At 62.3% G+C, this 20,283-nt stretch carries 21 protein-coding genes and 2 riboswitches; of the genes, 10 read left to right on the top strand and 11 right to left on the bottom strand.

Translation table 11 applies throughout. The annotated features are described in order from the left end of the window. Positions 1-28: 28 nt before the first annotated feature. From yidD to rpmH, 3 genes are read right to left on the bottom strand one after another with little or no spacing between them, the layout of a single operon-like run. On the bottom strand, positions 29-298 hold the full coding sequence (gene yidD / locus KBX07_RS06455; protein ID WP_156774791.1) for a membrane protein insertion efficiency factor YidD: 270 nt from the start codon (positions 296-298) through the stop codon (positions 29-31). Beyond that, positions 295-663, bottom strand: coding sequence for a ribonuclease P protein component (rnpA, locus tag KBX07_RS06450; protein WP_005287697.1), 369 nt, complete (start codon positions 661-663; stop codon positions 295-297). The genes yidD and rnpA overlap by 4 nt, the downstream gene beginning before the upstream one ends. 3 nt (positions 664-666) lie before the next feature. Continuing rightward, the gene (rpmH, locus tag KBX07_RS06445) at positions 667-804 is read right to left on the bottom strand and encodes a 50S ribosomal protein L34 (protein WP_005287695.1); all 138 of its coding nucleotides are present in this window, start codon (positions 802-804) and stop codon (positions 667-669) included. 750 nt (positions 805-1,554) lie between these two features. On the opposite strand from rpmH, the gene dnaA reads away from it, so the two are divergent. The 9 genes from dnaA to KBX07_RS06400 all read left to right on the top strand — a co-directional run bounded on the left by dnaA (position 1,555) and on the right by KBX07_RS06400 (position 12,991). After that, positions 1,555-3,156, top strand: coding sequence for a chromosomal replication initiator protein DnaA (gene dnaA / locus KBX07_RS06440; RefSeq protein ID WP_255994640.1), 1,602 nt, complete (start codon positions 1,555-1,557; stop codon positions 3,154-3,156). 576 nt (positions 3,157-3,732) lie between these two features. Beyond that, positions 3,733-4,932, top strand: coding sequence for a DNA polymerase III subunit beta (gene dnaN, locus KBX07_RS06435; protein WP_255994641.1), 1,200 nt, complete (start codon positions 3,733-3,735; stop codon positions 4,930-4,932). Positions 4,933-4,948: 16 nt separating this feature from the next. Next, positions 4,949-6,127 carry a DNA replication/repair protein RecF gene (gene recF, locus KBX07_RS06430; protein ID WP_256023476.1) on the top strand — a complete coding sequence of 393 codons (1,179 nt, stop codon included), beginning with the start codon at positions 4,949-4,951 and terminating at the stop codon, positions 6,125-6,127. Then, complete coding sequence (locus tag KBX07_RS06425) at positions 6,124-6,729, top strand: DciA family protein (RefSeq protein ID WP_256023474.1); 606 nt, start codon at positions 6,124-6,126, stop codon at positions 6,727-6,729. The genes recF and KBX07_RS06425 overlap by 4 nt, the downstream gene beginning before the upstream one ends. A gap of 185 nt (positions 6,730-6,914) precedes the next feature. Beyond that, positions 6,915-8,975, top strand: a complete 2,061-nt coding sequence (gene gyrB / locus KBX07_RS06420) for a DNA topoisomerase (ATP-hydrolyzing) subunit B (RefSeq protein ID WP_256023472.1) — start codon at positions 6,915-6,917, stop codon at positions 8,973-8,975. Positions 8,976-9,032: 57 nt separating this feature from the next. Then, positions 9,033-9,911 carry an alpha/beta fold hydrolase gene (locus tag KBX07_RS06415; RefSeq protein WP_005287675.1) on the top strand — a complete coding sequence of 293 codons (879 nt, stop codon included), beginning with the start codon at positions 9,033-9,035 and terminating at the stop codon, positions 9,909-9,911. A 393-nt stretch (positions 9,912-10,304) separates the two neighbouring features. After that, a riboswitch (TPP riboswitch) is annotated at positions 10,305-10,398 on the top strand. 62 nt (positions 10,399-10,460) lie between these two features. After that, complete coding sequence (locus KBX07_RS06410; protein WP_005287672.1) at positions 10,461-11,501, top strand: ABC transporter substrate-binding protein; 1,041 nt, start codon at positions 10,461-10,463, stop codon at positions 11,499-11,501. Then, the gene (locus KBX07_RS06405; RefSeq protein WP_005287669.1) at positions 11,482-12,255 is read left to right on the top strand and encodes an ABC transporter permease; all 774 of its coding nucleotides are present in this window, start codon (positions 11,482-11,484) and stop codon (positions 12,253-12,255) included. Before KBX07_RS06410 ends, KBX07_RS06405 begins: the two co-directional genes overlap by 20 nt. After that, on the top strand, positions 12,248-12,991 hold the full coding sequence (locus tag KBX07_RS06400) for an ABC transporter ATP-binding protein (protein WP_256023470.1): 744 nt from the start codon (positions 12,248-12,250) through the stop codon (positions 12,989-12,991). The genes KBX07_RS06405 and KBX07_RS06400 overlap by 8 nt, the downstream gene beginning before the upstream one ends. Here the strand turns inward: KBX07_RS06400 and tenA are convergent. The 8 genes from tenA to KBX07_RS06360 form a co-directional block, all read right to left on the bottom strand. After that, entirely contained in the window at positions 12,988-13,683 is a 696-nt protein-coding gene (gene tenA, locus KBX07_RS06395) for a thiaminase II (RefSeq protein ID WP_005287664.1), read from the bottom strand. The genes KBX07_RS06400 and tenA overlap by 4 nt on opposite strands. Positions 13,684-13,691: 8 nt before the next feature. Then, the gene (locus KBX07_RS06390) at positions 13,692-14,360 is read right to left on the bottom strand and encodes a TenA family protein (RefSeq protein WP_005287660.1); all 669 of its coding nucleotides are present in this window, start codon (positions 14,358-14,360) and stop codon (positions 13,692-13,694) included. Beyond that, positions 14,351-14,449: riboswitch (TPP riboswitch) on the bottom strand. It overlaps the preceding gene by 10 nt. A gap of 197 nt (positions 14,450-14,646) precedes the next feature. Continuing rightward, the gene (locus KBX07_RS06385) at positions 14,647-14,973 is read right to left on the bottom strand and encodes a hypothetical protein (RefSeq protein ID WP_005287657.1); all 327 of its coding nucleotides are present in this window, start codon (positions 14,971-14,973) and stop codon (positions 14,647-14,649) included. A gap of 2 nt (positions 14,974-14,975) precedes the next feature. After that, positions 14,976-15,419, bottom strand: a complete 444-nt coding sequence (locus tag KBX07_RS06380; RefSeq protein ID WP_005287654.1) for a hypothetical protein — start codon at positions 15,417-15,419, stop codon at positions 14,976-14,978. Between the two features lie 76 nt (positions 15,420-15,495). Further along, positions 15,496-16,452: a YPDG domain-containing protein gene (locus KBX07_RS06375; RefSeq protein WP_256023469.1), complete on the bottom strand. Its 957-nt coding sequence runs from the start codon at positions 16,450-16,452 to the stop codon at positions 15,496-15,498. Between the two features lie 35 nt (positions 16,453-16,487). Beyond that, positions 16,488-16,616, bottom strand: coding sequence for a hypothetical protein (locus KBX07_RS06370; protein WP_256023468.1), 129 nt, complete (start codon positions 16,614-16,616; stop codon positions 16,488-16,490). 65 nt (positions 16,617-16,681) lie between these two features. Further along, entirely contained in the window at positions 16,682-16,954 is a 273-nt protein-coding gene (locus KBX07_RS06365) for a TetR family transcriptional regulator (protein ID WP_255994648.1), read from the bottom strand. Positions 16,955-17,309: 355 nt separating this feature from the next. Then, entirely contained in the window at positions 17,310-17,531 is a 222-nt protein-coding gene (locus KBX07_RS06360; RefSeq protein WP_255994649.1) for a CopG family transcriptional regulator, read from the bottom strand. A gap of 100 nt (positions 17,532-17,631) precedes the next feature. Here KBX07_RS06360 and gyrA point away from each other — a divergent pair, with 100 nt between their 5' ends. Then, positions 17,632-20,283: a DNA gyrase subunit A gene (gene gyrA, locus KBX07_RS06355; protein ID WP_255994650.1), complete on the top strand. Its 2,652-nt coding sequence runs from the start codon at positions 17,632-17,634 to the stop codon at positions 20,281-20,283.

Below are 20,283 nucleotides of genomic sequence, written 5' to 3'. Positions count from 1 at the left end.
GGTCCAACTAACTCCTGGATCTCAAAAACTACGTCAGCGGTACGGGGTCGTATCCGCCCGGGTGCCACGGCCCGCACTTGCACACACGGGCAACGGCCAGCAAACTCCCTCTGCCTGCTCCATGCCGCGACACCGCCTCTAAGGCGTAGGCGCTGCACGTCGGCTCGAAGCGGCACGTCGAAACCATCTTAAGGGGAGAAACCCACTTTTGGTAAAGCCGCACCGCGCCCACGAGTGCGGAACCCACAGGTCCGCGGGGGGCCGGAATGGCTTCGCCATCGGTGTTGTAGTAGCTCACGTCAGGCGCCCCCGCTTAGATTTCTTGTGCGCGCGGGGGAGGGCGGAGGAGACGTCGTCAAGCAACTGCTTGCTCGTGGCCTCCGCTGCTGGCGGCAGGGCGCGCACCACAATGTCCACCTCGCGCGGGAGCTCACTGATGAACCCCGCCAGCACGTGGCGCAGACGCCGCGAAACGCTATGGCGCGTGACCGCGTTGCCCACTTGTTTAGAAACAACTAACCCGAACCGCGGCCCGCCAGTGATGACAGGATCGGTTCGGGTGTAGTAGTGCACCACCACGGTGCGGGTACCAGCGCGCCCGCCTTTGCGCATGACCGTGCGGAAGTCCGCCGATGATGCGAGTTTGTGGGCGCGCGGGAGCACGGTTTACGCGCTGAGCTTGGAACGGCCCTTCTTGCGGCGTGCGGAAACGATGGCGCGGCCGGCGCGGGTGTTCATGCGGGTACGGAAGCCGTGCTTGCGTGCACGACGACGGTTGTTGGGCTGGAAAGTCCGCTTAGGCACGGGTTTACTCCTTGACGTTGCGGCCGCGGGCCCACCGGGGAAGAAGCGGCCAAAGATGGAACTTCAGTGAGAGCGTGCGCATGAAACCCGGTGGTGGAAGCGCAGTGGTCCTCTCACGCACATCCGTCGGGCAACGCCCTGGATGCGACAGACCTAAACAGGATACGGCAGCTGCACGGGGTGACACAAATCGCTGTAGACACAGCTAATTCCCAGCAAACAGGGGTTTTCAGCGGGGGTGACGCTTCCCGCTTCAAGCTACCCCCGAAATAACATGGCTGTAGTTATCCACAGGGGAGCTGGCGACACGCCGACGCTTACTGCGGAAGAGGAGAAGCGAACGTAACGCTGCACCCCGGATCGCCCGATGTAGAAAGTAAACGATTGGGCCATTTGTAGACATCGGGGCTGAACGGAGGGTAAACAGTTCTATCGCCACAACTTCATTGAACAGGAAGCTTCTCCCTGTGGATAAATCTCAAGGAAACCTTAAGGTTCAACGCGGTAACTTATGTTTCTGGCAGGTCAAACCATATTTCTCTTAGGAAAGTGAATTCCACAGCGAGGAGCCTAACTTGTGGAAAAGCTCCGTTGGGGCAAATCCCACACCTGTGGATAACGTTGTGGAGTACAAGGTAGAAGCGATGTTCATATCTGAACGGGATGTGAATAGGCCAGTGGATGATATGCAGTCCAATCATCCATCATCATTCATTGGCTGAGGCATATTTAAGGGAGAAGTAGGCGAGCATGGCATTCGATCAGCAGGCGCTCGACGCGCTGTGGCAAGACGTTGTCAACGAACTTCTCAACCTTTCAGAGCGACCCAACTCACCCGTACCCACATTCACACCGGGCGACCGAGCGTATCTGCGCCTCGTGCGCCCCGTCATGCTTGTCGACGGCTACTGCATCCTCTCCGTCCCGCACTCCGCAGCGAAAAACGTGGTGGAAAATCAGCTCGGCCCTTATATTGTCGAGATTCTCACCCACCACTTGAACCGGCCGTGCAATATTGCGGTCTCCGTCGACGCAGCGGCTCCAGAGCCTGCACCCGAGCCTGAACCGCCTGTGCAGCACACGGCACCGAACCCGACGCCGTGGTTCCCGACCTATTCTGAGCAGGCACGACAATTCCCAGCTCCGATAGCAGGGGAGCAGTTGCCGATGGGCCTGGACGAGCTGGCGCGCATCCACGCGCAGCAGCAAGAACAGCACGCCATTGAAGAATCGGCGCGCCAACAGGCAGCGCACCCGGTTGTGGAGGTGCCGCAGCGCATTCAACGCGAGAAGCCCGCGCACGATCCGAACCGCGAGACATCGCTGAACCCGAAGTACACCTTCGAGAACTTCGTCATCGGTTCTTCCAACCGTTTCGCCAACGGCGCCGCTGTCGCCGTCGCCGAGAATCCGGCCCGTGCCTACAACCCGCTGTTCATCTGGGGCGGATCCGGCCTGGGCAAGACGCACCTGCTGCACGCCGCCGGAAACTATTCGCGCGTGCTGCAACCTGACTTGCGCATTAAATACGTCTCATCGGAAGAGTTCACCAACGACTACATCAACTCTGTCCGCGATGACCGCCAAGAATCGTTCAAGCGCCGGTACCGCGATCTGGACATCCTCATGGTCGATGACATCCAGTTCTTGGAAGGTAAGGAAGGTACTCAGGAAGAGTTCTTCCACACCTTCAATGCGCTGCACCAAGCGAACAAGCAGATCATTTTGTCCTCTGACCGTCCGCCGAAGCAGTTGACCACGCTGGAAGACCGTTTGCGCACGCGCTTTGAGGGCGGACTGATTACAGATGTCCAGCCACCGGACCTGGAAACGCGCATTGCCATTCTGATGAAGAAGGCAGCTGCCGACGGCACCCAGGTCGACGATGAAGTACTGGAGCTCATCGCGTCGAAGTTCGAGTCGTCGATCCGCGAGCTCGAAGGTGCGCTGATTAGGGTGTCGGCGTACTCCTCACTGATCAAGGAGCCGATCACGCTCGACGTTGCCCAGATCGCCCTGCGTGACATCCTCCCGGATGAAGGCGACATCAAGATCACTGCCACCACCATCAAAGAGGTGGCCGCGGAGTACTTCCGTGTGTCCTTGGACAAGCTCACCGGCGCCGGCAAAACTCGCACAGTCGCGCATGCCCGCCAGCTAGCTATGTATCTGTGTCGCGAACTGACTGATTTGTCACTACCGAAGATCGGCCAGGAGTTCGGTGGCAAGGACCACACGACAGTGATGTACGCCGACCGGAAGATCCGCAAAGAAATGACGGAGAACCGCGAGACGTACGACGAAATCCAGGAGCTCACGCAGATCATCAAGACGCGAGTCCGCTCACAATGAACTTTCCACACAGTTTTCCACCCCAGTTTGCACCCGCAAGCTGGGGTTTTTCTTTTATCCACAGAGTTATTCACAGCTGTGTAATTCCATGGGTGTAATTAGCCCGGGCGCCCGTGTGATGTTGGTCTCCAATGCTCAATTCACAGGCCTCGACCGAATCACACGCCCCGGTGGATAACGTGTGGGATATCAGGGGCGAAGCGGTGGAAAACGTGTGGTTCGCTGTGCACACAAAAAGCGGCCGATCTTTTGTCCACAAGGAATCGGGGTTTCCCACACGAATTCCACACCCGTCACCCACACGCCGATTCGGCCGACATTCTTGGCATTTGCCCGTTCATCCACAGACTGCACAACACTTACTGTTCTTCCCGGGTTTTTTCTTAGTACTTAAACCAAGAGAAAGAGAGGGTGTGCACAACGCCCGCCGCCGCCCCGCACGACCTGCTTTCACGAATCACAAAAGCCCGTGCCCTTTTTGTTGCAGCGGGCAGGTCAGTCGGTAGGCTGAATGACCAGTTGGCACTCAAGGCCCTAACGCGGCCCGAACGCAGCAGCAACAAGGAGCAGGCAAGCATGGACACCCAGGCAGACGTGAACGTGTCATTCCGCGTCCACAAAGATGACCTCTCGGATGCGGTGGCATGGGTTGCACGCAACCTGCCCACGAAAAACACCCAGCCTGTGCTGCGCGCTGTCGTGATCACAGCGGATGACAATGGTTTGGAATTCGCCGGCTTCGACTACGAGGTTTCTACCCGCGTGCGCATCGCCGCAGAGGTGGACCAGCCTGGTCGCGTCGCTGTAGCCGGCAAGCTCATGGCCGACATTGTTTCCAACATGCCGGCGAAGCCGCTCGATGTTTCTGTTGCCGATAACCAGCGTCTTCTTCTCCAGGGCGGCTCCGCCCGCTTCGAGCTGCCGCTGATGCCGCTCGATGATTACCCGCAGCTGCCGGTCCTGCCCGAGGTCACTGGAACCTTGGACACCACTACGTTTGTCGATGCCATCACCCAGGTCGCTTCTGCTGCCGGCCGCGATGACACGCTGCCGATGCTCACCGGTGTCCACATGGAGGTCTCCGGCAACCGCGTGCAGCTGGCTGCCACCGACCGTTTCCGTTTGGCTTTGCGCTCGCTTGAGTGGGAGCCGAAGGCACCGAACGTCGAGGCGAAGCTGCTCATCCCGGCCAAGACTCTGCTGGATAACGCGCGCACCCTGGACACTCACCTGGAAGAGCCGGTCGAAATCGCCGTCGGCTCGGGCGAGAACGTCGGCGGCGACGGCCTGTTCGGCCTGCACTCTGGCAACCGTGAGACGACCACGCGCATGCTCGACGCCGAGTTCCCGAACATTCAGCCGCTGCTGCCGAAGACCCACACCTCGATGGCTAGTGTCGAGATCGCTCCGCTCATGGAAGCAATCCGCCGCGTCAGCCTGGTCGCCGACCGCAATGCGCAGCTGCGGATGCACTTCCAGCCGGGCGAGGTCACGCTCTTCGCCTCTGGTGCTGAGTCCGGTGAGGCGAGCGAGAGCCTGCAGTGCGCGTTCACCGGTGCAGACGAGCTGCTCATCGCTTTCAACTCCGGCTACCTGCGCGACGGCTTGAACGTCATCCACACCGATCGCGTCGTCTTCGGGTTCACGGAAGCATCCCGCCCGGCGATCATGGTCCCGGAGCCGGATGAGCTGCCGGAAGCTGGCCCGGACGGATCCTTCGAGACTCCAGCGACGAACTTCACGTACCTGCTCATGCCGGTCCGCCTGCCGGGCTAAACCAGGTCCATCACCCGTGTATCTCCGTGAGCTCGACCTACGGGATTTCCGTTCCTGGCCTGAGCTGAACTTGGCGCTCGAGCCTGGGGTCACGGTCTTCTCCGGCCGCAACGGCCACGGCAAGACGAACATCGTCGAGGCCGCGATCTACACCGCGACGCTGGCCAGCCACCGCGTGTCCCAGGATCAGCCGCTCATCCGCACCGGCGCCAACAATGCGCGCATCTCGGCGACTACGGTCAACGACGGCCGCGAACTGACCACCCATCTGCTGATCAAAGCCCGCGAGCAGAACCAGGCGCAGATCAACCGGACCCGTCTGAAGTCCCCGCGCGAGATGCTCGGCGTGCTGCGCACGGTGGTCTTCGCGCCGGAGGATCTTGCCCTGGTCAACGGTGAGCCCGCGGAACGCCGTCGATTCTTAGACACGCTCGCCAGCATCCGCACCCCGCGCTTCGGCGGGGCGAAAGCCGACTACGACAAAGTTCTGCGCCAGCGCAACGCTCTTCTGCGTTCGTCGAATATGGCGCTGCGCCGCGGCTACAACGACGATTCCGGTGCCGCCGCGCTGAGCACCCTGGACGCGTGGGATGCGCAGTTGGCAGCGTTCGGCGCGCAGGTCGTCGCAGGCAGGCGCGTGCTTATCGACGCCCTCAGCAACCCCGTCCACACCTCCTATTCCTCCGTCGCACCCGAATCCCGACCAGCCGCGATCGGGTACTCCTCCACACTGGACAAGGCCGTCACCGAGTTGGCCGGCGAACCCTCCAACGACCCGGCGATCCTGGAGGCTGCCTTTCTCACCGAGCTCGCTCGCCGGCGCCGTGATGAAATCGATCGCGGGACCACGCTCGTTGGCCCGCACCGCGACGACCTGTTGCTCACGCTCGGCGACCAACCAGCGAAGGGATACGCTTCCCACGGCGAGACCTGGTCGTTCGCCCTCGCACTGCACCTGGCTGAGTACGCGTTGCTGTCGGAAGACGGCGTGGATCCCGTGCTCATTCTCGACGACGTTTTCGCTGAGCTGGACGCGAAGCGCCGTGAACGGTTGGTGGCTGTCGCACAGCAAGCGGAGCAAGTGCTCATTACCGCTGCGGTCGGCGATGACCTGCCCGACAACCTCGATCAGCATGTCGCCGCCCGCTACTCGGTGGTGATGGAAGACGGGATCTCGCGGTTGGAGGAGTCGTGACCGACAACCAGGAACCAGTCGACTTGGTCACTGCGACGTTCCAGAACCTGCGCGCCACCGCCAAGCGCCGCAACGGCAAGGTCCCCAATCTGGCGAAGGCGCAGAAGGTGGTGCCGACGCGCTCGCTCGGCAAGGGTGACGGTCCCACACCTGTCGTCCCCGGATTAGACCTGACTCCGGATGCCACAAAACCGCGGAGTTTTCGCGGCCGGCCCACCGGTGCGGATGGTCGGGCGCTGCCGCGGTCGTATGAGGTGGCGGGATTTGCGTCGTTAGTAAAGAAGGAGATTCAGCAGCGCGACTGGACGGAATCCATCGCGCACGGCTGGGTGATGGGCAACTGGGAGGAGCTCGTCGGCGCGAAGATCGCGCAGCACACCGAGGTCACCATGATCAAAGACGGCGAGGTCTTTGTGGCGTGCGACCAGACGGCTTGGGCGACGAACCTGAAGTACATGCAGTCGACGGTCCTGGCCAAGATCGCGGAGAAAATCGGGCCGGGCGTGGTGACCAAGCTGCACGTTTTCCCGCCGAAGACGAAGAACTGGCGTTACGGGCCGCTGCATGTCAAGGGCCGCGGTCCAAGAGATACCTATGGATAAGTGTGAACGATTCGGTGCCCCGTTTTTCGCCACCTGGGGTTTCTCCGACGCATTCCCTCTGGGAGGTTGAATCGTTCACACGCCGCCCGGATCAGCCCCACACGCTCGGCCGCTACCGGGAATGTCTGCAGCGGCATGTAAAATAACCACGGTTAAGCAAGCTTTTTCCAAGGAGAGTCGTTCACGTGGCTGAGCAACAACCGAACTACGACGCGTCATCGATCACCATCCTCGAGGGGCTGGAGGCCGTCCGCAAGCGTCCCGGTATGTACATCGGTTCCACCGGCAGTCGCGGCCTACACCACCTCGTGTGGGAGGTCGTGGACAACTCCGTCGATGAGGCAATGGCAGGTCACGCGGACAAGGTCGAGGTCACGCTGCTTGCCGACGGCGGAGTTCAGGTCGTGGACAACGGCCGCGGCATCCCCGTGGAAATGCACCCGTCGGGCGCGCCGACAGTCCAGGTGGTCATGACCCAACTGCACGCCGGCGGCAAATTCGACTCTGAGTCTTACGCCGTCTCCGGTGGTCTCCACGGTGTGGGTATCTCTGTGGTGAATGCGCTGTCCACCCGCGTCGAGGCGGACATCAAGCGCGATGGCAAGCACTGGTACCAGAACTTCACCAACGCGATCCCGGACGACCTGGTCGAGGGCGATAACGCCCGCGGCACTGGAACGTCGATCCGGTTTTGGCCGGACGCGGAGATCTTCGAGACTGTCGAGTTCGACTACGACACCATTTCCCGCCGCCTGCAGGAAATGGCCTTCCTGAACAAGGGTCTGACCATCACCCTGAAGGACGAGCGCGTCTCCGATGAGGAGCTTGAGCTGGAGGCGATCGCCGAAGAAGGCGACACGGCTCAGGTTGTGGAGGGGGATTCGTTTGCGGATGAGGATGTCGTCGATAAGCAAGAAGACGGCGACGTCGCTCCGACCTCGAAGAAGAAGCGCGAGAAGAAAGTCACCTACCACTACCCGAACGGGCTGGTGGATTACGTGAACTACCTCAACCGCACGAAGACGGCGATCCACCCGACCATCGTCGGTTTTGAGGCGAAGGGTACTGACCACGAGCTCGAGATTGCGATGCAGTGGAACGGCGGCTTCAAGGAGTCTGTCCACACCTTTGCCAACACGATCAACACGCACGAGGGCGGCACGCACGAGGAGGGCTTCCGCGCGGCACTGACCTCGCTGATGAACCGGTACGCGCGCGAGCACAAGCTGATCAAGGACAAGGACCCGAACCTCACCGGCGACGACTGTCGCGAGGGCCTGGCCGCAGTGATCTCTGTGCGCGTGGGAGACCCGCAGTTCGAGGGCCAGACCAAGACCAAGCTGGGCAACTCCGAAATCAAGGGCTTTGTGCAGCGGGCGGTGAACGAGCACCTCAACGACTGGTTCGATGCGAACCCGGCGGAGGCAAAAGTCATCATCAAAAAGGCCGTGTCTTCCTCTCAGGCTCGTGAGGCTGCGCGCAAGGCCCGTGAGTCGGTGCGCCGCAAGTCCGCAACCGATCTGGGCGGTTTGCCCGGCAAGCTCGCCGACTGCCGCTCGAAGGACCCGGTGGCCTCGGAGCTGTTCATTGTGGAGGGCGACTCCGCGGGCGGTTCGGCCAAGCAGGGCCGCGACTCGATGTACCAGGCCATTCTCCCTCTGCGCGGCAAGATTCTGAATGTGGAGAAGGCGCGCCTTGACCGCGTGCTGAGCAACAATGAGGTCCAGGCGATCATCACGGCGCTGGGCACGGGCATCAACGACGAATTCGACATCTCCAAGCTGCGCTACCACAAGATCGTGCTCATGGCCGACGCCGATGTGGACGGCCAGCACATTGCGACGTTGCTGCTCACGCTGCTCTACCGCCTCATGCCGGAGCTCATCGGCGATGGCCACGTGTTTTTGGCCAACCCGCCGCTGTACAAGCTGAAGTGGCATAAGGGCGAGCCGGGTTACGCCTACTCCGATGCGGAGCGCGACGCTGAGCTGGAAGAGGGCCTCAACGAGGGCCGCAAGATCAACACCGACGACGGTATTCAGCGCTACAAGGGTCTCGGCGAGATGAACCCGGGCGAGCTGTGGGAGACCACCCTCGATCCGGAGAACCGCATCTTGCGCCGCGTCGAGCTTGAGGATGCCCAGCGCGCCGACGAACTCTTCTCTATCCTCATGGGCGATGATGTCGCTGCCCGCCGGTCCTTCATTACCCGCAAGGCGAAGGACGTGCGCTTTCTCGACGTTTAGGAGGTTTTCCCCTCAAACTTGGGCGCTCTCCCCGCCAGTGCTGGCACAATAGCCTGCATGACGTCCGTGGATGAGCATTACACCTTGTCGTACCTGCCGGATCACTCTGTGAGCACGGTTTATTGTTTCGAGCCGAAAGAGCCGCGCGCCGGCGCGCCGCTGGTGATGATGTGGCCCGGGTTCGGCATGGGTGCGCGGTATTACCGTCCGTTGGCGAAGGAACTGGCGTCGCGCGGGTACTACGTGGCTATCGGTGAGTTGCGCGGCCAGGGCACGAACACCACGAAAGCGATGCCGGATAACCAGTGGGGCTACCACAACTTGGCATCGGAGGATTACCCGGAGGGCATCAAGGCGGCGAAGAAGGAGCTCTCGCTTCAGCCCAACCATCCCACTTATTTGCTGACACACTCCATGGGCGGCCAGGTGGGCTCGATGTTCCTGGCACGGCCGGAGGCTAAAGAGCTCAACGTCCAGGGTCTGATGGGAGTCGGTTCCGGCAGCCCCTACCACCGCGGTTTCACCGGGAAGGACCACGTGCGCGCTCTGCTTGGCGGGCAGATGATGGGCCAGGTGGCCAAGCTGCGCGGCGTGTGGCCGGGCGGCGCATTGGACATCGCCGGTTACGGCCGCCAGTCCGGCCGGCACGTCTACGAGTGGTCGCGCTTCAGCCGCATGAACACCATCGCAGATCTCCAGGGCCAGGACATCAACTACGCCGAGGAGATCAAGAACGTCCGCGTTCCGGTGCTGCTGACCCGGTTTGCGAACGATTCCGAGTGCACCCTTGAATCCTGCGAGTACCTTCTCGAGCACCTAGAGAAAGCGCCACGCAAGGCCGAGGAGCTTCCCGGCCGACTGGGCCACAACCGCTGGGCTCGTGAGCCGGGAATCGTGGCGGACCGTTTCGAGGAGTTCGTCGCGCAGCAAATCTAGTCCCACGAAACCCCGTCGCTGAAGGCAGTTACCGTCCCGATACCGCCTGAGGTTTTAGCCGAAAAACTGGTGAATGCTTAAGCCCGTTCTAAGCTTCACCCGGTTCCGTAGCGTCACCTGTTTATACACGTAAACCGAGCTAGTAGTTACGTACCGATTGTGCAAAAGTATCGTCTGGATCCTCCGGTTCCTCAGGTTCTTCCGACCGGGGCAGCTCCGGTTCCAGCGCGGGCACGGTCCCTGCGCCGGAGGCTGAGCCAGCAGCGCCCGGCTCCGAGTAACCGAAGATAACGCTAAGGCGGTCACCCTTTTCGGTGGCCGCCTTTCGCCTTCCCTGGGGGATGTTTTCAACGATTCTCCCTCGGCGGTCACTCCCGGCTGGTATAAAAAGAGACACGTGACACGGGGTGCCCTCTGGGGGCTGAGATAAGACCCGTTGAACCTGATCCAGTTTGGACTGGCGGAGGGATTGTCACGGGGACGCTCCTGCGCACCAGTGCGCGTGCACCCGTGGGCCTTTCGCCAGGAGGAAAGAAAGGCCCGAGGACAATGAAGATCTCCAAAAAGCTCGCAGTGTTCATGGCTGCGTTGGCGGGAGTGTTCATGCTCACCGCATGCGCGGACAGTGCAGACCAGGCAGGCGGTGGTGCCGGCGGCGCTGGCGGCGACAAGATCCGCATCGCGCTGGACTGGACGCCGAACACGAACCACACTGGCCTGTACGTGGCCATCAACAAGGGCTACTTCAAAGACGCCGGTTTGGATGTGGAGGTTCTGCCGTACAACGACTCCAACCCGGATCTCATGGTCGATGCCGGGCAGGCGGAGTTCGGCGTGAGCTTCCAGGACACCGCTACGATCACTATGGCTGCTGGGGCAGACGTGCGCTCGGTCCTCGCGGTCCAGCAGACCTGGTCCACTGAGGTCTCCGTTTTGGCGGACCGCGACGAGATCAAGAGCCCGGCTGACCTGGACGGCCTGACCTACGGCGGCTTCGCTAACCCGTCGGAGGAAGCCACCATGCGCGGCGTCATCCAGGCCGCCGGCGGCAAGGGCGACATCGAGACCGTCACCCTGGGCACCAGCGCGTATGAGGCGCTGTACAACGGCGACGTGGACTTTACCGTCCCCTTCGTCGCCTGGGAGGGCATTGAGGCCGCAGATCGCGGCGTCGAGCTGAAGAACTTCGCCTACACCGACTACGGCTTCCCGGACTGCTACAACGTGATCATCCTGGGCAACGGCACCTGGCTGGAGAAGAACCCGGAGCAGGCGAAGAAGTTCGTCCAGGCACTCCAGCGCGGCTACCAAGACTCGGTCGATGACCCGGATGCTGCAGCCCAGATCCTGCACGAGGAGAACTCGGACCTGCTGACGGACGTGGACTTCCTCAAGCGCAGCCAGCGCATGCTCGCCGAGAAGTACATGCTCGATGAGGGCGGCAAGTTCGGCCGCCAAACCGAGGAGCACTGGGCTGAGCTGGGCACGTTCCTGGGGGAGCAGGGCCTGCTTGTGGATGCCAACAACAAGCCGCTGACCGAGGACCCGGACTGGTCGACCTACTTCACCAATGAATACCTCGCGGATTAGCGTCGTCACGCCGGTCGTCTTCCTCACCGCCCTCATTGCGGTGTGGGAGGCTGCCGTGCGCCTGACCGGGGTCCGCCCGCAGATCCTCCCGGCGCCCAGCCGGGTGGTCACCGCCGGGTGGGAGCAGCGCGAGGTCATTGCCGGCCACGCCGCGTCCACGCTGGGCGTCACGCTCGCTGGCTTCGCGCTGTCTATGGTGTGCGCGTGGTTCATTGCCATCGCGGTGGACTTCTCGCCCACACTCAAGCGCGGCCTCATCCCGCTACTGGTGGCCTCGCAGACGATCCCCGTGATCGCCATCGCTCCGCTGATGATCATTTGGTTCGGCTTCGGCATGCTGCCGAAGATGCTCGTGGTCGCTCTGGTCACGTTCTTCCCGGTGGCCATCGGGCTGATCGAGGGTTTTGACCGCACTGACCGCGAAGCGTCGAACCTGTTGCGTTCCATGGGGGCCAGCCGCTGGCAGGAATTCAGTTTGGTGAGGTTGCCGTCGGCTCTCCCGTCGTTCTTCACGTCCTTACGCATTGGCATCACCTACGCCGTGACGGGCGCGATTTTCGCTGAGTACGTTGGTGCGCGCCAGGGCTTGGGCATTTACATGAGCGTGCAGAAGAACGCGTTCCGGACGGACCTCGTGCTCGCGGCGGTGGCCGTGACGGCGGTGCTCAGCATCGCGCTGTACCTTTCCACGTACCTCATTGAGCGTGCCGTCATTCCGTGGCACGCGGCCGAAAGGAGGGCGCGCCGTGGCTGAAACACCCCGCCTCTCACTCCAGTCCGTCAGCCGCACATTCGGGGCGTTGCACGTGCTTGACGGTGTCTCCTTCGACGTCGCGCCGGGGGAGTTCGTCTCCCTCGTCGGGCCATCGGGCGCGGGCAAATCAACGCTGTTCAACATCATCGCTGGCCTCGATGCGCCCGATTCAGGCTCAGTGCTTTTCGACGGCACCCCCGCCCAAGGCCGCCGCGACCTCACCGCCTACATGCCCCAGAAGGACTTGCTCTTTTCCTGGCGCAGCATCTTGGCGAACGCGGCGCTCGGGTTGGAAGTCCAAGGTGTGCCGCGGAAGGAAGCGCGTGCCCGGGCCCGTGAATGGTTCCCCCGCTTCGGCCTCGACGGCTTTGAGGACTCGCTGCCGTTCGAGCTGCCCGGCGGCATGCGCCAACGTGCCGCGCTGCTGCGCACGGTGGTGCAGGAGCGCAGCACCCTGCTTCTTGATGAGCCGTTCGGCGCCCTCGACTACCTCACCCGCCAAGAACTCCAAACGTGGATGCAACAAGTGTGGGCCGACAACTCATGGACAGCACTGTTGATCACCCACGACGTGCGCGAGGCCGTCATGCTGTCTGACCGCGTGGTCGTGTTCAGCCCCCGGCCGGCCACGGTGCGCGAGATCGTGGAGATCGACTTGCCTCGCCCCCGCGGGATCGATGTGCTCGCATCCCCGGAGTTCGGTGAATACGAACGGCAGATCCTGTCGCTGCTTTAACTTTCTTTGATTCCGTGGGCTGACCCCACGGAATCGAGCGCCTGCTGCCAGAAGTCGCGCTCGAGGCGGGACGCCGTGCGGAAAATGTCCAGCAGGCGCTCAAACCGCGGTGTGCCCACGAGGTCCTCGGCGGGCATCTCGGCAAGCCGGTCCAGCGTCTCGATGGATGCCTGGCCCATGCCTTGGAAGTCCTCGGCGGCGTAGGTGGTGATCCAGTCGCTGTACGGGTGATCCTCGCGGCCCTCCAGGCGCGGGGCAAGGTATGTGCCGATCTCGGCGTACCCGATCTGGCACGGAGCCAACGCAATCTGCAGCTCCAGCACGTCACCGGCCAGACCCGTGTCGATCACGTAGCGGGTGTAAGCCACGGTGCCCATCTTCTCCGGGGCGCGGTCGAGCTCGTCTTCGGAAATGCCCCACTCGGCGGTGAGCTTCCGGTGCAGCTTCGTCTCGTCGATAATGCCGGACATCGCGGTGCTCACGGCTTCAATCTCCGACAGACGACGGCTCTTGAACGCGGCCAGGGCATGCGCCCGGGCGAAGTGCACGAGGAAGAGGTAATCCTGCACGAGGTAGTCTTGGAAAGCTTCGAGGGGCAGTGTGCCGTCGCCAAGCTTTTCCACGAACTCGTGCTTCGTGTATTCCTCCCACTCCGGCGCGCGGGACTTCAGTTCTTCATACAGCGTGGTCATGGTTGCTCCTAGTTAGTCTCGATCGGCTCGGCGTAGGCGGCGTCGAAGAAGTCGAGCTCGAGTTTCACTGCGCGGCCGAAGAAGTCGCTGAGAACCTGGCGGGTCTCCTCGTCCTTGTCGCCGAGGCGGTCGACCTCACTGCGCAGGAACTCCACCAGGGTGTGGAACTCGGGGTAGTCGTGCAGCTCAATCCACTCGTTGTGGACAAAGCTTTCCGGGCGGTCCTCCGGGGCCTTGACGGCCCAGTCGAGGTAGAGCCACTCGGCGACGACCAGCACACCGAGCGCCGCCGCGTAGGAGCGCGTCTCCGCCGCCTCACGCATCAGGCCGGTGAAGCCTGCCGTGGCGTCCGAGTCCGGGATCTCCTTGCGCTGCTCTTCAGTCACGCCCAGTTCATCGAAGGAGCGCAGAAAATACGTGTTCTCGTCGCCGGCGACTTCACCGATGAACTGGGACAGGCGCAGGCGCGGCGCGAGATCGTCCGCAGTGGACATAGCCGCGCCGAGCAACTGCAGGAAGCTGTCCACGAACCGGTAGTCCTGGACCAAGTAGGAGGCCATGACGCCGGGGTCAATGGTGCCGTCGAAAAGCTCCTGCACAAAGCGGTGATTGACTGCTGCATCCCACGTTTCTCGGTGGGTGTTGCGCAGCTCGTCGGTAAATCGTGCATCAGTCATAAGGACATTCCTCCGCGAATTCGAATTCGATCAGGTTCAGCGGGTGTGATCTCAGCCGGACTAGTTGCCCGGCACCCCGTGTCGTATGAGTCCACGCTACCGGAAACGCGGACTCCCCGCGGCGCCGTTTTCACGGCCTCCGCGGGGAGTCGGTACAGGTTCAAGTTGCAGTCCTTCCGCCACAGCGCCTCGTAATCACATCAGTCACTGCAACCACAACGGTTCACAACTTTAACATCAGTGGGGGAGGGGCGCCACTTTCCGCGTTGAAAAGTTTCTCAGCGGCCTAAAACTGCAGGTTTTTGGTGAAATCCTGGATAGCCTGCTGCACCTGCGGCAGCTTGAGAATGGCCCCGGCAAGGACAGCCAGTGCCGCGAAACCCAGCCCGACCGAGATCGGCGCGAAGCCGGTGTACGCGCTGCCGAGCGGTGGTTCTTTCGGCGTTTCCCAGCCATCCGGGATCTTGTCGGCGTTGTCCTTTTGCGAGGATGCTGAGCTGAACGCCTGCAGCGCCGATCCGCTGCCACTGGAATCAGCCGCCTGAGCAGCCGGAACCGAGAGCAGCGACGCCGACAACGCAGCCGCAGCGAAAGCAGTGGTGAGCTTCTTCATAGTTAGCTCTTGGCGTGGCGTTCAACGATGTCGCCGAACTCAGGCAAAACCGGGGCCACGATCTTGCCCACCTTGCCGCGTAGCGACGAATACACCTTCCCCACAGCCGCCGGCGCCCGATCCGCGAACGAATCGCCGATTTTCAGCACCGAATCGGTGACCTCGTCCTCATTGGCGGCGAGGTAGGCGCCGAACGAGTCCTTGTCACCGCCGGACTGGTACTTGTCCCAGTGCGGAGTCAGCTCCTCGACGATGTTGGGCAGGAGCTGGTTGATGCCTTTGCGGAGGGCGTCGTCGTCGACACGCGTGGCAGCGCCAACCGCTCCCTTGATTGCCATGCCAGTCACACCGGACTGGTTGGACACAGTTTCGTTGGCCAGATTGGTCAGGTCGCCCACGACAGCGTCGCGGGTGGGGTCGTTGAGAATTGCTTTCAAGTCACTCATGCCAGCTATCGTATGCAGAACTGCACAGCTCGCGCACAGCAAGGGTCGAGGTGGGGTCTTGCTGGCGTGCGTGAGTTTAGAACGGCAGGCGGAATCCGCCGTTGTTCTGCATGAACGCGAAGATGGCCGCGCCGGCGGCACCCAGCAGCGCCAAGGCACCGAGCAGGATTCCGGCACCCGATGAGCCGTTGCCAAGGGTTGGGCCGGTCTGATTCGGGGTAGTCCGGCTGGACTCACCGACGGTGAACCTGATCTGGGACGCCTTCTTCGAATTATCAGGGAAAGTGGCCATCACCGAAAATTTCACCCTTGCGCCCCGGCCGGAGTTGGCGGGAGCCTTGGCGGTCACCACGCCAGTGCTGCGATCCACCGAGGCAGTCCAGCCGCTAGGGACCTCCCCCAATGCGAAGGTGGTGCCGGCAGGAACGTTCTTCTTGGTTGGAGCAGCGCTACCAGCCTTGTTGGCCGGGATTGTCACGGTCGGGTACGTGATCGTGGCGTTGTCTCGCTGCCACTGTCCCTGCTCGGAGATGGTGAAGTACAGCGTCTCCAGCTGGGTATTGCCGTTCGGGAACCAGACTTCGACGGCTACGGTGAACCGACCCGGCAGAAGATTGCCCTTCGGCTTAACGGTCACGTCGCCCTTGTGATTTATAGTCGCTTCCACGGTGTTGCGAAGCTGCGGGTTCAGGTCGTGGCGGATCTTGAAACTCGTGCCTGCAGGCAGGGACGCGGTCTGGCGGGCGGTGGCTGTCTCATTGCCGCGCATGGTCACCGATTCCCACACCGCTTTGTGCTCGTTCAGCTTTTGCTGCGCAGTGACCGTGGCTTGGTAAAACCCAACGTGGCGGCCTGCGCGCGTTTTCACGGTCACGGGGAACTCGATCCGCTTCTGGGAATTGTTCTCCTTGTTCACCGGTGCCTTAACGGTGACGACACCTGCCGAGTCAACGGAAAATTTAAAGCCTGCATACTCAGGCTGCACGGAGAACTGGTAATCACCCTCGGGGGTGCCCTGCGGGACAATGCGCACTTCGCCGCCGAAGCCTGTCTCGGCATCGGGCCAGGTCAGGCCTCCAACGGGTGCTTTCCCGCAGTGGTCTGGGCGGTGGCAATCGGGGCGGTGGGTGCGCTAATGCCTGCACCGACGAGCGCGGTAGCGCTAACCAGCGCGATGGCCCGCATTGTGATCTTCATGGTTGTGGTCTCCAGGCAGTCTGATTCTTATACTTAAAATTGACTGCCAGAAGAGTAGCAAAACGTCATGAAATAGTTTCAGCCCAACGTACATAGACATCCCGGGCGGTCGACGCGAAAGCGCTATTGTCCCCACGCAGCGGCTCAAGCTTGACGACGCCCCGAGCCAAAGCCTCACCCGCCGCCACCGGCGAGTCGAAAACCGGGATGCCCTCGATCCGAGCACCGGGGATCGCGGCCGCAGCGCACAGGGCGGAGTAGCTGCGGATGGCGCCGCCGTGGTGGGCGCAGAACTCGTCAGCGATGATGAGCAGTTGTTCAGGCGTGAGCGGTTTCATGAGCGGTTCAAGGGTGCTGCGGTTTCAGGTCGCTGCGGAAAAGTTTACAAACTGGATTTCTGTCTGGAACTGTTGGTGCAGGTCAGAGCGTTTCGTTGGTCTAGATCGACGACAAGCTTGTCGAGTAATCCGCACGACGCCTCCGGCGAGTCTTCTATCGGTTAGTTCTGGCGTCCGGTCCCGGTTTTATGGCCTTCGAGGGGCCTTGCCAAACCCGCTCCTGCAATCGAGTTTGTCATCGTTTGCAGGAGGCCCGGCGGCGAAGGGTTTAGGAGCGGAAAGCAGGGCCCGGCGGCCAGGGGAGGGCAGGGCCGGCGGGCGAGGGGCGAGCGAAGGCCCACCCCGAGACGCACCTCTACCCCTCACCTGGCCGGGCGCGACGGATCCGGGCTTCCATCCCGGTGTATCCGGGGATGGTGTCGCGGGCGAGCTGGGTGACGGTGGCGTCGTCAAGCATGCGAGCTGCTGCGATGGCGACCGCTCTTTTGACTGCTTCCTGTTTTGAGCACCCCCATGCGGAGGCGAGCACAGTGAGCGCGCGGTCTTCCTCGGTGGACAGTCTGAGCGTCATTGCCATGCGTGAATGGTATCAAACTGATACCGCACGCCATCTCGGGAATGGCCTCAGTGGTGCGTAGACTGACCACTGACATGTCCAGAGATAGAAAGGTCTCACATTGAGTGACGACACTTTGAGCGGTGACACCTACGACCGCATTCTCCCTATCGATATCAATGAGGAGATGCAGACCAGCTACATCGATTACGCGATGAGCGTGATCGTCGGTCGTGCGCTACCTGATGTGCGCGACGGCATGAAGCCGGTGCACCGCCGCATTATTTACGCGATGTATGACTCGGGGTACCGCCCCGAGCGCAGTTACGTGAAGTCCGCGCGCCCGGTGTCGGACACGATGGGTCAGTTCCACCCGCACGGTGACTCCGCGATTTATGACACGCTTGTGCGCCTCGCGCAGCCGTGGGTCATGCGGTATCCGCTTGTCGACGGCCAAGGTAACTTCGGCTCCCGCGGCAATGACGGCCCGGCGGCCATGCGTTATACCGAGTGCAAGATGACGCCGCTGGCGATGGAGATGGTCCGCGACATCCGTGAGAACGCGGTCGATTTCTCCCCGAACTATGACGGCAAGGCTCAGGAGCCGGACGTGCTGCCGTCGCGTGTGCCGAACCTGCTGCTCAACGGCTCATCCGGTATTGCCGTTGGTATGGCCACGAACATCCCGCCGCACAACCTCGGTGAGCTGGCGGAGGCCATCTACTGGATCCTGGACAACCATGACGCGGACGAGAAGACCACGCTCGACGCCTGCATGGAGCGTGTGAAGGGCCCGGACTTCCCGACGGCCGGCATGATCGTCGGCGACTCCGGCATCCGTGACGCGTACACCACCGGCCGCGGCTCGATCCGCATGCGCGGTGTGACCGAGATTGAAGAGGTGGGCACGCGCCAGGTCATCGTGATCACCGAGCTGCCGTACAACGTCAACCCGGACAACTTCATCTCCGGCATCGCCGAGCAGGTCGCTGCGGGCAAGATGACCGGCATCTCGAAGATTGAGGACGAGTCCTCTGACCGCGTGGGCATGCGAATCGTGGTCACGCTCAAGCGCGATGCGGTGCCGCGCGTGGTGCTGAATAACCTGTACAAGCACTCGCCGTTGGAGACGAACTTCAGCGCCAACATGCTCTCGCTTGTCGACGGCGTACCCCGCACCCTTCGCCTGGACCAGATGCTGCGCTACTACGTGGCACACCAGATTGAGGTCATTGTTAGGCGCACCCAGTTCCGCCTCGACGAGGCCGAAAAGCGCGCCCACATCCTGCGCGGCTTGGTTAAGGCATTGGACATGCTCGACGAGGTCATCGCGCTGATCCGCCGTTCCCCGACGGTCGACGAAGCGCGCGAAGGCCTGATGTCGCTTCTCGACGTCGACGAGGTCCAGGCCGACGCCATCCTGGCGATGCAGCTGCGCCGTCTGGCAGCCCTCGAGCGCCAGAAGATTGTCGACGATCTCGCCGCCATCGAGGCCGAGATCGCTGACTACAAGGACATCCTGGCCAAGCCGGAGCGCCAGCGTGCGATTGTGGCTGACGAGCTGCGCGAGGTCGTGGATAAGCACGGCGACGAGCGCCGCACCAAGCTCGTGGCCGCTACCGGCGACGTGACCGAGGAAGACCTCATTGCGCGCGAGAACGTCGTGGTCACCATCACTGCGACCGGCTACGCCAAGCGCACCAAGGTGGACGCCTACAAGTCGCAGAAGCGCGGCGGCAAGGGCGTGCGCGGTGCCGAGCTGAAGCAGGACGACGTGGTGAAGAACTTCTTCGTCTGCTCCACGCACGACTGGATCCTCTTCTTCACCAACTTCGGCCGCGTCTACCGGTTGAAGGCCTACGAGCTGCCGGAGGCGGGTCGCGCCGCCCGCGGCCAGCACGTGGCCAACCTGCTGGAATTCCAGCCGGAGGAGAAGATCGCCCAAGTCATCCAGATCCAGACCTACCAGGACGCCCCGTACCTGGTGCTGGCTACCCGCGACGGCCGCGTGAAGAAGTCCCGCCTGACCGATTACGAGTCCGCTCGTTCCGCCGGCTTGATCGCCATCAACCTCAACGAGGGCGACACCCTGATCGGCGCGTCCTTGGTGGGCGATGACGACGACATTCTGCTCGTCTCCGAGCAGGGCCAGTCCATCCGCTTCACCGCCGACGACGAGCAGCTGCGCCCGATGGGCCGCGCCACCGCCGGTGTGAAGGGGATGCGCTTCCGCGGCGACGACCAGCTGTTGGCCATGACCACCGTGTCCGACGGCCAGTACCTGCTGGTGGCCACCTCCGGCGGCTACGGCAAGCGCACCCCGATCGCGGAGTACAACCCGCAGGGCCGTGGCGGCATGGGCGTGATGACGTTCAAGTACACCCCGAAGCGCGGCAAGCTCATCGGTGCCCTGGCAGTGGAGGAGGATGACCAGATCTTCGCCATCACGTCAGCTGGTGGGGTGATTCGTACGGAGGTGAACCAGATTCGGCCGTCGTCACGCGCGACGATGGGAGTGCGCCTGGTGGACCTCGGTGACGACGTTGAGCTGCTTGCTATCGACGTCAACGTCGAGGACGAAGGCGAGCAGGAAGCCACCGCAGTGGCCAAGGGTGAGAAGACCCTCGAGGAGGTCTCTGACACCGTCTCCAGCGCCGCCTCCACCGAAGTCTCCGGCACGGCGGTGAACGTGAACTCCGTGGAGACCGACGAGGTCGGGGAGTCGCACGACTACGAGGATGACTCTGAGGACGACTCTGAGGGTGAGGAGTAG

The organism is Corynebacterium sp. CCUG 70398 (assembly GCF_024454055.1).
Lineage (GTDB): Bacteria > Actinomycetota > Actinomycetes > Mycobacteriales > Mycobacteriaceae > Corynebacterium > Corynebacterium genitalium.
The sequence above is the reverse complement of the archived record's forward strand: the minus strand, read 5'-3'. Positions and strand labels throughout refer to the sequence as shown.

What these genes read in the sequence shown, in the direction of transcription:
- KBX07_RS06390 (WP_005287660.1), bottom strand. Translation starts at nt 14,360, where the DNA reads ATGACTGATGCACGATTTACCGACGAGCTGCGCAACACCCACCGAGAA.
- dnaA (WP_255994640.1), top strand. Translation starts at nt 1,555, where the DNA reads ATGGCATTCGATCAGCAGGCGCTCGACGCGCTGTGGCAAGACGTTGTC.
- KBX07_RS06385 (WP_005287657.1), bottom strand. Translation starts at nt 14,973, where the DNA reads ATGAAGAAGCTCACCACTGCTTTCGCTGCGGCTGCGTTGTCGGCGTCG.
- KBX07_RS06365 (WP_255994648.1), bottom strand. Translation starts at nt 16,954, where the DNA reads ATGAAACCGCTCACGCCTGAACAACTGCTCATCATCGCTGACGAGTTC.
- KBX07_RS06380 (WP_005287654.1), bottom strand. Translation starts at nt 15,419, where the DNA reads ATGAGTGACTTGAAAGCAATTCTCAACGACCCCACCCGCGACGCTGTC.
- tenA (WP_005287664.1), bottom strand. Translation starts at nt 13,683, where the DNA reads ATGACCACGCTGTATGAAGAACTGAAGTCCCGCGCGCCGGAGTGGGAG.
- KBX07_RS06360 (WP_255994649.1), bottom strand. Translation starts at nt 17,531, where the DNA reads ATGGCAATGACGCTCAGACTGTCCACCGAGGAAGACCGCGCGCTCACT.
- KBX07_RS06405 (WP_005287669.1), top strand. Translation starts at nt 11,482, where the DNA reads ATGAATACCTCGCGGATTAGCGTCGTCACGCCGGTCGTCTTCCTCACC.
- KBX07_RS06410 (WP_005287672.1), top strand. Translation starts at nt 10,461, where the DNA reads ATGAAGATCTCCAAAAAGCTCGCAGTGTTCATGGCTGCGTTGGCGGGA.
- KBX07_RS06370 (WP_256023468.1), bottom strand. Translation starts at nt 16,616, where the DNA reads ATGAAGATCACAATGCGGGCCATCGCGCTGGTTAGCGCTACCGCGCTC.
- dnaN (WP_255994641.1), top strand. Translation starts at nt 3,733, where the DNA reads ATGGACACCCAGGCAGACGTGAACGTGTCATTCCGCGTCCACAAAGAT.
- KBX07_RS06415 (WP_005287675.1), top strand. Translation starts at nt 9,033, where the DNA reads ATGACGTCCGTGGATGAGCATTACACCTTGTCGTACCTGCCGGATCAC.